The sequence below is a fragment of the Mesorhizobium sp. WSM4983 genome (assembly GCF_029625765.1).
In the GTDB taxonomy this organism is placed as follows: domain Bacteria; phylum Pseudomonadota; class Alphaproteobacteria; order Rhizobiales; family Rhizobiaceae; genus Mesorhizobium.
This window is the reverse complement of the sequence record NZ_JARTVM010000006.1, coordinates 156,096-168,599: the sequence shown is the minus strand read 5'-3', so window position 1 is coordinate 168,599 and position 12,504 is coordinate 156,096. Positions and strand designations below refer to the sequence as shown.

Here is a 12,504-nt window from a genome sequence, read left to right as displayed (position 1 = left end):
GTCTACACCGCCCCAAGCAGGTGCAGCGCGAACCAGATCCAGGCGACGAGAAGAATGCCCGCGCCCAGGAAGAAGGCGCGGCTGCGGTGCAGCAGATAGTTTCTGGTGAGATGCACCCAGGCGTGCACATAGCGCGTGACGACGAAGAGCCACATCAGCGTCAGCGTCAGGTAGTTCACGCCATTGGTAACGAACAGCGCCAAGCATAGCACGTGAAAGAGGACCGGCAGCTCGAACTGGTTGATGAGGTTGTTGGCGACGGTAACGCTTGAGGCCGGCTCGGTCGAGCGGACCTTGTACTGGCTGATCTTGGCCTCGCCGGACTTCACGGCAAGATAACGCCGCTTCAGCATCACCAGATAGACGATGTAGACCAGCAGCACCTGCGCCAGCATCGGCCAGAAGATGGCGGTCTGGTTCATCTTGCCCCTACCGTTTAACGCCGCCGCTGCCCGGCAAGCGCCAGGACCGCAACGACCGCGAAGGGGATCGCCAGAAGCGTGAACTTTGTCACGGTCAGCGACGAGGCAAAGGCCAGCGAGTCGGGATTGGCCGACTGGAAATCCGACAAAAGCCGCGCCACGGCGAAGTTCTGCGCGTAGTCGGCGATCGTATAGGGCAACACCAGGACCAGTGCCGACAGCGCCTTCAATTGCGCGGGCATGGAGCGGAAAGTGCTCAGCCGCCTGCCGAAGGCCAGGATCAGGCTGAGCAAGGTGAGCGACAGCAGCGCCGGGAAGAGCAGATCAAACGTCAGATAATGCCAAACGATGATGATCTCGCTGCCGCGCCGGCCGAGCGCCGTCAGCCATGCCATGCCCTCATCCGGCGTGAAGCCGGTAACACGCATGTCGAGCGAAGGAAGCCCGCCGCTCAGGTGGCGGAAATAAAAGAACTCGAGCGCCGTCATAGCGATGAAGATCGCCGCGGACCCAATCGAGAGCGCCGCCGCGTGACGCGACAGGCGCAACACCGTGACGATCAGGTTGCGCCATAGCCCCCGGCGATCCGGCCGCTCGTCCGCCTGATCAAAGTCCGCCCGGATAGTTCGGGCTTTCGCGGGTGATCGTGACGTCATGGGCGTGGCTTTCACGAAGTCCGGCGTTTGATATGCGCACAAAGGTGGCGCGTTCGCGGAACTCGGCAAGATCGCGCCCACCGACATAACCCATAGCGGCTTTCAGGCCGCCCGCAAGCTGGTGCAGCACGCCAGCCACAGGTCCTTTGTAGGGAACCTGGCCTTCGATGCCCTCCGGAACCAGTTTCAAGGTGTCGCGCACCTCGGCCTGGAAGTAGCGATCGGCCGAGCCACGCGCCATCGCGCCGACCGAACCCATGCCGCGATAAGCCTTGAAGGAGCGGCCCTGGTGCAGATAGACCTCGCCCGGGCTCTCGTCGGTGCCGGCAAGCAGCGAGCCGATCATGGCGGCACTTGCGCCGGCGGCGAGCGCCTTGGCGAGATCGCCCGAATATTTGATGCCGCCATCGGCGATGACGCTCACGCCCGACTTCTCAGCCGTCTCCACCGCCGACATGATCGCCGACAGCTGCGGCACGCCGACGCCGGCGACGATGCGGGTGGTGCAGATCGAGCCGGGGCCGATACCGACTTTGACGGCGTCGGCGCCGGCATCGATCAGCGCCTGCGTGCCCTCGGCGGTGGCCACGTTGCCGGCCAGGATGCGCACCGAATTGGAGAGCTTCTTCGCCCGCGTCACCGCGTCCAGCACGCGCTGCGAATGGCCGTGCGCGGTGTCGATGACCAGAAGGTCGACGCCGGCATCGATCAGGCGCTCGGCGCGCTCGAAGCCGTCGTCGCCGACGCTGGTGGCGGCCGCGGCGCGCAGCCGCCCCTGAGCGTCCTTGGTGGCGTGCGGGTTGAGCTGCGACTTCTCGATATCCTTGACGGTGATCAGGCCGACGCAATTGCCCTTGCGGTCGACCACCACCAGCTTCTCGATGCGATGCTTGTGCAACAGGCGCTTGGCCTCGTCCTGGTCGACATTCTCTTTCACCGTGATCAGGTTCTCACGGGTCATCAATTCGTAGACCTTCTGCGACGGATCGGAGGCGAAGCGCACGTCGCGGTTGGTGAGGATCCCGACCAGCCGGCCGACCGTATGACCGCCGGTGCCGCCGTTCTCGACCACCGGAATGCCGGAAATGCCATGAGCGCGCATCAGTGCCAGGGCGTCGGCGAGCGTGGCGTCGGGGCCGATGGTAACGGGATTGACCACCATGCCGGATTCGAACTTCTTCACCTGCCTGACCTGCTCGGCCTGCTCGGCCGGCGAGAAATTGCGGTGGATGACGCCGATGCCGCCGGCTTGCGCCATGGCGATCGCCAGCCTCGCTTCGGTGACCGTGTCCATGGCGGCCGAGAGGATCGGCACGTTGAGATCGATGTCGCTGGCAATGCGGGTGCGGATGTCGGTCTGGCCGGGCATGACCTCGGAATGGCCGGGCTGCAACAGCACGTCGTCGAAGGTCAGCGCCAGCGCGCCGGTGGACGTCTCGATGATTTTTGCCATGGCCAGTCCTTTTTGAATGCGGAAAAGGCGCTGGGCCGAAATGGCCAGCGCCGACTCTCATCTTCCCTTTCAGGATTGGCGCTGGCTGGTAACACGTCCCGCAGGAGATGAAAAGCCGATCGTTGCGAGACGCTTCAGGTTCCTATTCCGCACCTAGGAGAGCATCCAGCAGAGCGTGCCGCGGCGATGCAAAAGGATTGACGACGGTTACACCGCCCCAGGTAAAGCCATCCTGCAGATCTTCCGACAGGAGTAGCCGGCAACCCGTTTGCGAAGCAGTCGAAAGAATGACAGCATCCCAGATGCCGAAACGCTGGTCTGCCGCAAGATCGACAGCCTTCATCATCACTTCCGGCGTCGTTCCGGCAACCGCGAAGGCGTCGCTCCAGCTAAGCAGCTTATCCCGAGCTTCCTGGGAATGTCTTCCAGCCTTGCGGACGAGAACATTGAACAGTTCGCCCAGCACCTGGACCGGAATGACTGCGGCCTCTCGTGGAACGTTGCGTAGCAGTTCGATAACGACGTCGCGCTTCTCCGCGTTGTTAACGCCCTCAGCATAGGCCAGGACGTTGGTGTCGATGGCGACCTTCACCGATCGTCCTCATAAAGTTCATCGCGGGTCCAGTGTCCGGCATTGAGTATCGGCTGCCGTTCGAGGCGCGACAGCAATGCTGCGTGCGAGCGGGAGGCCACGTCCTCGTGCTTCTGCGCAGGCACGATCCGCGCCACCGGCCGCCCATGGGTGGTCACGACGTAGCTGTGGCCCTCGCGTACATCACGCAGGATGTGGGAGAACCTGCGATTGGCATCGGCTGCCGAAACGGTTTCGTCCATGGCTGCACCTAACCTGTAGTTATTCTCACTACAATAACGACAGAGGCTCTGTTTATCAAGCGGCGCGCACGATGATTCCCAGCGAGGGTTGCGGTCGCACAAAAGTGACCGCAAATTAATGCGACATCCGGGCCAATTGGTGGTACCGCCCCGGCGTGCCGGCTCGCCCCCAAAGCCAGGCCCGGAATCGCGAAGTCAAATCAGGGCGTTCCCTTGAACCGCATCATCCCGCTCATCCTGGCGGTCGCTCTTTTCATGGAGAACATGGATTCGACCGTGATCGCGACCTCGCTGCCGGCAATCGCCATTGACATCCACACCAGCCCAATCGCGCTGAAGCTGGCGCTGACGGCCTATCTCGTGTCGCTGGCAATCTTCATTCCGATCAGCGGCTGGATGGCGGACCGGTTCGGGGCCAAGAAGGTGTTTCGCGCCGCGATCGCCGTCTTCATTGCCGGCTCGGTCGCCTGCGCCTTCTCCAATTCGCTGCCGGCCTTCGTGGTGTCGCGTTTCCTGCAAGGCATGGGCGGCGCCATGATGACGCCGGTCGGGCGCCTGGTGCTGGTGCGCGCGACGCCGAAGAGCGAGCTGGTCGCGGCGATGTCATGGCTGACGGTGCCGGCGCTGGTCGGGCCGTTGGTCGGCCCGCCGATCGGCGGCTTCATCACCACCTATTTCACTTGGCACTGGATCTTTTTGATCAACGTGCCGATCGGGCTTTTGGGCATCTGGCTTGCCACCCGCTATTTGCCGGAAACCGACCCCGCCAAAACGCCGCCGCTCGACTTCCCGGGCTTCGTGCTCAGCGGCCTCGCGGCGTCCGGCATCGTCTTCGGCCTCTCGGTGGTCAGCCTCCCCGCTTTGCCGCCGATCGCCGGCTTCATTACCGTTGCCGTCGGCCTGGTTTCGGGCGTGCTTTATCTGCTGCATGCTCGGCGCGCCAGGAACCCGCTGTTGGCGCTGGAGCTCTTCAGAAACCAGGTGTTCCGCTCCTCCGTGCTCGGCGGCTCGCTGTTCCGCATCGGCATCGGCGCGGTGCCTTTCCTGCTGCCGCTGATGTTCCAGATCGGCTTCGGGCTGACGCCGTTCCAGTCCGGTATGATCACCTTCGTCTCCGCGGTCGGCGCCATCGGCATGAAGTTCGTCACCGCGCTGCTCTTCAGGCTCGCCGGGTTCCGGCGGGTGCTGGTCTGGGGATCGCTGATCGCCGCCGGCTCGATTGCCATCTACGGCCTTTTCACCCCCGCAACCCCCTATGCGCTGATGCTCGCGATCCTTTTGGTCGGCGGCTTCATCCGCTCGATGTTCTTCACCGGCGTCAACGCGCTGTCCTACGCCGAAGTATCGACCGCCGACACCAGCAAGGCGACGCCGATCGTTGCCGTGTTCCAGCAGTTGTCGATCGCGCTCGGCGTGGCGCTGGCCGGCGGCATCCTCGAAGTGTCGACTTCGATCCATGGCGGCCCGCTGACGCTTGGCGATTTCCACATCGCCTTCTTCATCGTCGCGGCGGTTTCGGCGGCGGCATCGCTGACCTTCATGCGGCTGGCGCCGGACGCCGGCAATGCGGTGTCGGGACATGGCAAATTGACGACGCCGAAGACGCTGGAGGCGGTGGGGACCGCGGGGAAATGAGCGCCACCTTTCCCTTCTCTCCTGACAAGGGGAGAAGGTTAGGCGCTACCCCTTGAACTCCTTCGCCAGCAGGTAAAGCTCCACCGACTCGTCGCGCGAGGCCGGCGGCTTCACATGATGAACCGAGCGGAAATTCTGCTTGAGCCGCGAGAGCAGCTCGTTCTCGGCCCCGCCCTGAAAGGTCTTGGCGAGGAAATGGCCGCCGGGCTTCAAAACCTGCAGGGCGAAATCCGCCGCCACTTCGCACAAATGCATGGTGCGCAGATGATCGGTCCGGCGATGCCCGGTGGTGGGGGCAGCCATGTCCGACAGCACGACATCGGGCTGACCGCCGAGCGCCTCTGACAGCTTTTGCGGCGCGTCGTGATCGAGGAAATCCAACTGCAGGATGACAGCGCCCGGCACCGCGTCCATCTCAAGATAGTCGATGCCGACGACATGCGGGTTTTCCGCGCTCGATTTCGTGCGGGCCGCCGCCACCTGGCACCAGCCGCCGGGCGCGGCGCCGAGGTCGATCACCTTCATGCCGGGTCTCAAAAGATGATGCTTGTCGTCGATCTCGGTGAGCTTGTAGGCGGCGCGCGAACGGTACCCATCGGCCTTGGAGCGCTGCACATAAGGGTCGTTCATGTGCCGCTCGAGCCAGCGGCGCGAGGATTCCTTCAGGCCGCTCTTCTTCTTGATCCGGGTCTTCAACACGCGCATGCCGGCCGAGCCCGGCTTCTCTGGCTTCCTGCTCATTGTCGGCCGCGCCCGTCATGACGCCAGACGCCGTCATCGGCCATCAGTTCGCTCAATATGCCTTCGCGCAAGCCGCGGTCGGCGACCCGCAGCCGCTCCGACGGCCACACGCCGCGGATCGCTTCCAGGATGGCGCAGCCGGCAAGCACCAGGTCGGCGCGGTCGGCGCCGATGCAGGGATTGGCGACGCGCTGCTGGAAATCCCAGCCGATCAGTTTTTCCACCATGCGGTCGACGCTCAGACGGTCCATCCACAGCCCGTCGACGCGGCGGCGATCGTAGCGCTCGAGGTCGAGATGGACGCCGGCCAGCGTCGTCACCGTGCCGGAGGTGCCGAGCAGATGGAAATTCGGACTGGCGAGCACATGCGCGAGCCGGTCGCGCCCGTCGAAGGCTTTGAGCCGCACCGCAACGTCATCGACCATGGCGGCGAAGGTCTCGCGCGTCACCGTGCGACCGCCGAAACGTTCGGCGAGCGAGACGACACCCACCGGCAGCGACGTCCAGGAGACGATGTGGTTGGCAAGCTGCGGCGAGCGTTGGCCGCGCGTGAGGTCGATCAATGCGATCTCGGACGAGCCGCCGCCAATGTCGAACAGCACCACGCCGCGCGTTTCGCGCTCGACCAGCGAGCCGCAGCCAGAGACGGCCAGCCGGGCCTCGGTCTGGCGATCGATGATCTCCAGCTTCAGACCGGCCTCGCGCTCGACCCGTTCGAGGAAGTCGACGCCGTTTTCGGCCGAGCGGCAGGCCTCGGTGGCGATCAGCCTCGCCTTCCTGATCTTGCGGTTGCGCAGCTTGTCTCCGCAGACCTTCAACGCCTCGACGGCACGGTCCATGGCCGCCTGGCCGAGCCGCCCGCTGGCCGAAAGCCCCTCGCCCAGCCTGACAATGCGCGAGAACGCATCGATGACGCGGAACTGGCCGTGGCGGGCGGGCACCGCGACCAGCAGCCGGCAATTGTTGGTGCCGAGGTCGAGCGCTGCGAATACCGGCAGTTCCTGATGCGACGGGCGCGCGCCATTTGGAAGCGACGGTCGCGGCTGGGGGACGATCGGCGCGGGTTCAGGCGCAAGGCTGGCGGGAGCGGCGACGGGCCCCGGCGAGGGTATTCCGCCGTTCTCATCACGTGCGAAAACCTTGCGGCCTCGCCTGCGCTTGCGGCGCTTGCGCGTTTTGCCTTTCGGGTTCTCGCCTTGATTGTCGGCATGTCTTGCGTGCGCGCCCGCATGGCGGCTGAAACGCCCCGCGGGCGGGCCCGCCGGTACCGCCGGCGATGCCCCGGACACGCCCACTGCCGACGCGCCCGCGCCGGTATCGTGGTCTTCCACTTCAATTCCTTTCGGCGCCGCGCGAACCAGCAAGGACGCAGCAGGCACCTCGATTTGTTCAAGTTGAGAACAGACTAGCAGCGCGCTTTGCAATCACCAAGAGCGCATGGCCCGATTTTTGGCGCCGTCACGCAGGGGCCACCTCATGCCGGTTGAATAGCCGGCTTCAATCAGGCATGTCTCAATGAGACTTGGAACGGGTTTGGGCGACATCATAGCAATGAGCTTAATCGCATGACGACGACGCCATGAACTGGACGCGCTATTTCTGGCCGGTCATCGGCGTAGCGGCCGTGGTGTTCTCGCTCTGGCTGCTCATCCATGAGTTGCGCGGCATCTCACTCGACGATGTTTGGGCCGGTATCGTCGCCATCCCCCCGCGCGCCTGGGTGCTGGCGGCGCTGAGCTCGGTCGTCGCCTATGCCTCCCTCGCCGGCTACGACCACATTGCGCTGCTCCATATCGGCAAGAAAGTTTCGTGGCTGTTCGTCACGCTCTGCTCCTTCACCACCTATGCGCTGTCGCACAATATCGGCGGCTCGGTGCTGTCTGGCGCGGTGATCCGCTACCGCGCCTATGGCACCCGGGGGCTGACCGGCCAGGATGTCGGCGTGCTGGTGGCGATCTGCTGGATCACCTTCGTGCTCTCCAGCCTGCTTGTCGGGGGTCTCGTGCTGGTGCTGGAGCCGGAGATCGTCGACCGTTTCACCACGACCCCGCACCACGAGTTGGCAACAGCCGCCGGCCTCGCCATGCTGATCCTGGTTGCGGTCTATGTGTTCTGCAGCTGGCTGCATCTGAGGCCGCTCAAGGTCGGCAGCTTCCAGCTGCATTACCCGGCACTGCCGATCGTGGCGCGGCAATTGCTGATCGGCCCGGTCGAGCTGCTCGCGGCGGCGGCCATCATCTACTTTGCCTTGCCGGCGGCCGGCAATCCCGGCTATTTCGTCGTGCTCGGCGTCTTCATGATATCCTTTTCGGTCGGGTTGCTGTCGCATGCGCCGGGCGCGCTCGGCGTCTTCGAGGTGGTCTTCCTGGCCGGACTGTCGCACATGGATCCGGTCGGCGTGCTCGCCGCACTCCTGGTGTTCCGCCTGTTCTACCTGATCATCCCGCTGCTGATCGGGCTCGGCGTGGTGCTGTTCTTCGAGCATTCGCAATACAGCCGCGGCGAAGGCTGAGCGTTCCCGTGCGGCCCGCGATCGAATGAGAAAAAGGCTGCGGTTGAACTGCGGCGCGGGGTTGACTATTTTCGGATGGCGGCTACAAGGCAGCGCTCGCGGCGCTTGAGCCGCCCGCTTCGCGCGATACCGACCGCGCCTGCTGGGGAATAGGTTAACGGTAGACCAGCGGACTCTGACTCCGTTAGTCCTGGTTCGAATCCAGGTTCCCCAGCCAAACTGGACTCCCTGTTGGTATAGCGGTCTGCTCAGCGCCTATGGCTGCTCCAGACGCGACCGTTTCCGCAAGTAGATCAAACGGTTGCCTGAACACAGCGTGAACCTCGCCTTGGTCCCATTGGCAGTTCGACAGTACAAGATTCAAGAGCCTTTTTTCTCATGCACGGGCTGTTTCGCAAACAGTCGGCTGGCGTTGCGCGCCAATTCCAACAGCCGGATGCCATCCTCCATGTATGATTCCTCGGTGCTGCCATGGCGCTCTATCTCGCGAAGCAGCCGGGTCTGTTCGGTTCGCCACTGTGCCGACATCCGGTCGTAGAAGGTGTTGTCGATGCGGCCATCGAGCTTGTCGAGATACATGGCGTGCAGCCGGTCCTCGAGCCGCTTGTACTCGACCTGGCATCGATGGATCGCCTGTTCATGCTCCCGGCGCTCGTCGGCATGGCTGGCCATGAGCGCTGCCTTTACCCATTCCAGGATCTCTTCGTCGAAGTGCAACCGGTCGAGCAGGTTGGCGAATGCCTGATCGAGCACCTCCTCGCGGACATATTTGCGGCGGCAATCACCGTACCCGCCTCGGCCTTTGTTGGTATGCCCCGTGCAGTGATAGTAGACGTATTTGCCCTTCTTGATCTCAGCGACAACGGCGCAGCCGCATTCGGTGCAGGTCATCAAGCCGGTGAACGCGAACTCGTTTCCCACCGGGTGGGTCGGCACCGCATTGCGGCCCGTCAGGACGCCCTGCACCCTCTCCCACAATTCGATCGATACGAGAGGTTCGTGCTTGCCCTGGTGCAATTTGCCGTTCCACTGGAACAGTCCCGTGTAGAGGCGGTTGCGCAGGATCATATGGACGGTGCTGACCGGAACCGGATTGCCGCTCTTGGGATAGATCAGCCCATCGCTGTGGGCTGCCTTAGCCAGGGCCTTCAGCGAATACTGGCCGGTTGCGTAGCGCTCGAACAGCTGTGTTGACGACTGGAGCCAGTTCAGGATGCGGCTCGATGACCTTTCTGCCATCCTTCCCCGTGGTGTTGACATAGCCTAGCGGAGCCTTGGTCGGCCATATGCCCTGCTCCGCCTTCTCCATCTGCCCCTTGCGGGCTTCTTCCGACAGGTTGTCTATGTAGTTCTTGGCCATCAAGACCTTGATGCCGTGCATGAACTTTTCAGATGAGCGCGAGTCTCGCGACAGCGTCACACCTTCCTTCGCAAGGTGGATTTCTACACCCAGCTCATCGAGCGTCACCCAATCTCGTACCTTCGCCCCAAAACCGTTTTCATCCACTGACCGCATGGTGAGCATGACATGGGCATGCGGTTTTGGACCGCCATCCTCTGCCCTGTCCCAATGCACATTGAGATCGGCGACCATGCCTCGGCTGACGAACTCGGCCTGAACGAAGTCGCGCGCCAGCTCGATGCCTTGCGCCTGGCTGAGTTCACGCGGGAGGGCAAACTCCACCTCGCGGGCTAGCTGCGCATCCTTCCTTATCTCGAAGGCCTCTACGTCGTTCCATAGTCGTTCGTGATCGCTCCAGGCGCGCGGAGCATTCTCCGGCAGCATCACCTCTGAATGGACGACGCCGCGCTTGGCCGAGAAGTCATGAGTGCGTTCGATCCGCTCGTCACGCAATCGAGAAGCCGAGCGGTAGGCGGCTGACGCCACAGCACTGCTCCCTGCCTTGCGGCAAATGACCTTGACGTGAAGATGATAGATCGCCATCGCGATCCATTCATTTGCACGTCAAAGCGCACGTCGGCACGACGTATAAGCGCGCCCTCCCTCGAAAAATTCTCGGGATGGACCAGCCCGTCCCGGGCTGTCTCGGCAACCCTGAAGCCTTCCGGCAGATGCTCCCCTATCATCATCCGATCGACAACCGACGGAGACCGCCATGCGCAAACCACGTGACTTCGACGCCGAACTGAAGGCATTGGAAGACAAAGCCAAGGAACTGAAAAACCGAAAGGTGCAGCAGCTTGGCGACCTGGTCATCGCCACCGGCGCCGATCAACTCAGCACCGACGAACTGGCCGGCGCGCTGGTCGCAATCGCCGAGACGAAGGACGCCGCAAAGCGTGAGGCATGGGCTAAGCGTGGGGGGATGTTTTTCGAGAGCGGCTCCCGGCGAACTGCTCCAGCATCTCAGCGCAACCTACGCGGCGCTCCAGCGCAATCGGGCAGCCCGCAATCGCCGGCAAGCGGCACGGGCCCGAAATGACATGCGCGCGTGGCAGGTCGAGCGCTGCAAGCGCACCCGACACCTCATCGAGCTCGGCGGACTCGTCGTCAAGGCAGGCATCGTCGAGCTGACCAATGACGATCGCGCTATCATCTACGGCGCGCTGCTCTGGATCGCCGCCAAGCTCCAAAGCCATGAGGGCGAGAATGCGCGGGACCTGTGGGCCGCGAAGGGGAAACAGGCGTTCGCTGCGGAATGTCATGAAGAGCAAAAGGGCCAATGACGCCCGAAGATTGGCGAGCGCCGGCTCCCACCCGGTCGAAAACCGCTTCAATGTGAAAGGGATGTTTTAGATTCATCTCGGGTTCGCCGGTGGACTCCGCGTTGCTGACCGGAACCCCGGTCACGACCAACCTGAGTTGAAGGCATCGCTCTAGCGATTCCGGTAACCCAGGTATCCCCGGATGATTTGTGAACCAGCAGGTTGCGATCGTCCGCAATGGGTCAATAGGCTATTGAGATCCGGGCACGGTCACTCCTCCCTGAACGCCCTGTCGATCTGATCGGCTAAGGGCTTCACCAGATAGGAGAGCATCGTGCGGTTGCCTGTCGAGAAGAACGCCTCGACCGGCATGCCGGGCGCCAGCGTCAGACCGTTGAGCTTTTTCAGCTCCGGGCGCGGAATGCCGATGCGGACGGTGTAGAAGCCCGCGCCGCTGCGCTCGTCGAGGCTGAGGTCGGCGGCGATCTCTTTGACATTGCCGTTCAGTTCCGGCGTCACGCGCTGGTTGAATGCCGAGAATTTCAGGCCGGCTTCCTGACCGAGCTTCAGCTGGTCGATGTCTTGCGGCGACACGCGCGCCTCCACGGTCAGCTCATCGGCCACCGGCACGATCAGCATGACGACTTCACCGGGCGTGATGACCCCGCCCACGGTATGGACCGCAAGCTGATGCACCACCCCGTCCTGCGGGCTGCGGATGTCGATGCGCTTCAATTGATCCTCGGCCGACACCTTGCGCTCGACGAACTCGGATATCTTGCTCTGAACGTCGCGCAGCTCGGTCGCGACCTCCTTGCGCAGGTCCTGGTCGACCTGGATGATCTGCAGCCGCGTTTCGGCAATGCGGCCCTTGGCCTGGGCGATCGAGGCGGTGAGCTGGCCGTGTTCGCCGTCGAGCCGGACGGCGTCGCGCTCGAGCTCGGTCAGGCGATCGATCGACACCAGCTTCTGTTGCCAGAGCTTGCGGATGCTTTCGAGCTCGATGCCGATCAGCTCGATCTCGTGGCTCTTGGCGACACGCTGCTCGCTCAAGCCGGAGCTCTCCTCGGCCAGTTGGGCAATGCGCTCCTCGAGCTGCGCCTTCTGGCCGGCGCGCGACTGTTGGCGGAATTCGAACAGCGACTGTTCTCCGGCCATGGCGCGGGCGACGGTCGGATCGCCCTGCCGCGAGATCAGCGATTGAGGAAACACGATCGCCTCCTTGCCGTCGCGCTCGGCCTCAAGGCGCGCCAGGCGCGCCTCGAATTCGTCGAGGCCCTTGGTGACGATCGCCAGATTGGCCCGCGTCACGGTCTCGTCGAGACGCAACAGGACGCCGCCCGACTTCACCGCATCGCCTTCGCGCACGAGTATCTGGCCGATAACGCCGCCGGTCGGATGCTGCACCTTCTTGACGCTGGAATCGACGACCAGCCTGCCGGAAGCGATCACCGCGCCGGACAGCTCGGTGACGACGGCAAGGCCCCCGCCGCCGCCGACAAGAACGATGCAGGCGGCGACGCCGCCGATCAGGTAGCGGCGAATGGTCGTTTCCACCGGAGCGGCTTCGTCGGCCATCAGGAT

Annotated in this window: 14 protein-coding genes and 1 tRNA gene; 5 read left to right on the top strand and 10 right to left on the bottom strand. The window is 63.5% G+C overall.

The window, feature by feature from the left end:
• Positions 1-2: 2 nt before the first annotated feature.
• From P9254_RS18500 to P9254_RS18480, 5 genes are all read right to left on the bottom strand, one after another.
• Positions 3-422, bottom strand: a complete 420-nt coding sequence (locus tag P9254_RS18500) for an MAPEG family protein (protein ID WP_067000646.1) — start codon at positions 420-422, stop codon at positions 3-5.
• A gap of 14 nt (positions 423-436) precedes the next feature.
• Positions 437-1,078, bottom strand: coding sequence for a hypothetical protein (locus P9254_RS18495; RefSeq protein WP_278056007.1), 642 nt, complete (start codon positions 1,076-1,078; stop codon positions 437-439).
• A complete protein-coding gene (guaB, locus tag P9254_RS18490) occupies positions 1,029-2,531 on the bottom strand; it encodes an IMP dehydrogenase (RefSeq protein WP_067329968.1) in 1,503 nt (500 codons plus the stop codon). Before guaB ends, P9254_RS18495 begins: the two co-directional genes overlap by 50 nt.
• Positions 2,532-2,673: 142 nt before the next feature.
• The gene (locus tag P9254_RS18485; RefSeq protein WP_095824754.1) at positions 2,674-3,123 is read right to left on the bottom strand and encodes a PIN domain-containing protein; all 450 of its coding nucleotides are present in this window, start codon (positions 3,121-3,123) and stop codon (positions 2,674-2,676) included.
• Positions 3,120-3,365, bottom strand: coding sequence for a type II toxin-antitoxin system Phd/YefM family antitoxin (locus tag P9254_RS18480; RefSeq protein ID WP_067329962.1), 246 nt, complete (start codon positions 3,363-3,365; stop codon positions 3,120-3,122). Before P9254_RS18480 ends, P9254_RS18485 begins: the two co-directional genes overlap by 4 nt.
• 213 nt (positions 3,366-3,578) lie before the next feature.
• Here P9254_RS18480 and P9254_RS18475 point away from each other — a divergent pair, with 213 nt between their 5' ends.
• Entirely contained in the window at positions 3,579-5,000 is a 1,422-nt protein-coding gene (locus P9254_RS18475) for an MFS transporter (protein ID WP_127404114.1), read from the top strand.
• A gap of 45 nt (positions 5,001-5,045) precedes the next feature.
• Here P9254_RS18475 and P9254_RS18470 read toward each other — a convergent pair whose 3' ends face one another.
• Entirely contained in the window at positions 5,046-5,741 is a 696-nt protein-coding gene (locus tag P9254_RS18470) for an RlmE family RNA methyltransferase (protein WP_067329957.1), read from the bottom strand.
• Positions 5,738-7,072: a Ppx/GppA phosphatase family protein gene (locus tag P9254_RS18465; protein ID WP_278056009.1), complete on the bottom strand. Its 1,335-nt coding sequence runs from the start codon at positions 7,070-7,072 to the stop codon at positions 5,738-5,740. Before P9254_RS18465 ends, P9254_RS18470 begins: the two co-directional genes overlap by 4 nt.
• A gap of 248 nt (positions 7,073-7,320) precedes the next feature.
• Here P9254_RS18465 and P9254_RS18460 point away from each other — a divergent pair, with 248 nt between their 5' ends.
• Positions 7,321-8,253, top strand: coding sequence for a lysylphosphatidylglycerol synthase transmembrane domain-containing protein (locus P9254_RS18460; RefSeq protein ID WP_095824756.1), 933 nt, complete (start codon positions 7,321-7,323; stop codon positions 8,251-8,253).
• 143 nt (positions 8,254-8,396) lie between these two features.
• Positions 8,397-8,470 (top strand) — tRNA-Gln (locus tag P9254_RS18455).
• A gap of 143 nt (positions 8,471-8,613) precedes the next feature.
• On the opposite strand, the gene P9254_RS18450 is transcribed toward P9254_RS18455, so the two are convergent.
• Positions 8,614-9,492: a recombinase family protein gene (locus P9254_RS18450; protein ID WP_278056010.1), complete on the bottom strand. Its 879-nt coding sequence runs from the start codon at positions 9,490-9,492 to the stop codon at positions 8,614-8,616.
• Positions 9,389-10,198 carry a MobQ family relaxase gene (gene mobQ, locus P9254_RS18445; RefSeq protein WP_278056011.1) on the bottom strand — a complete coding sequence of 270 codons (810 nt, stop codon included), beginning with the start codon at positions 10,196-10,198 and terminating at the stop codon, positions 9,389-9,391. Before mobQ ends, P9254_RS18450 begins: the two co-directional genes overlap by 104 nt.
• Positions 10,199-10,370: 172 nt before the next feature.
• Between mobQ and P9254_RS18440 the strand changes: the two genes are divergently transcribed.
• Both P9254_RS18440 and P9254_RS18435 read left to right on the top strand, forming a co-directional pair.
• Positions 10,371-10,697: a conjugal transfer protein TraD gene (locus P9254_RS18440; RefSeq protein ID WP_127242099.1), complete on the top strand. Its 327-nt coding sequence runs from the start codon at positions 10,371-10,373 to the stop codon at positions 10,695-10,697.
• Between the two features lies 1 nt (position 10,698).
• Positions 10,699-10,941: a conjugal transfer protein TraD gene (locus P9254_RS18435; RefSeq protein ID WP_127242100.1), complete on the top strand. Its 243-nt coding sequence runs from the start codon at positions 10,699-10,701 to the stop codon at positions 10,939-10,941.
• Positions 10,942-11,190: 249 nt separating this feature from the next.
• Here the strand turns inward: P9254_RS18435 and P9254_RS18430 are convergent, their stop codons facing one another.
• Positions 11,191-12,498 carry an HlyD family type I secretion periplasmic adaptor subunit gene (locus P9254_RS18430; RefSeq protein ID WP_278056094.1) on the bottom strand — a complete coding sequence of 436 codons (1,308 nt, stop codon included), beginning with the start codon at positions 12,496-12,498 and terminating at the stop codon, positions 11,191-11,193.
• Between the last annotated feature and the right edge of the window lie 6 nt (positions 12,499-12,504).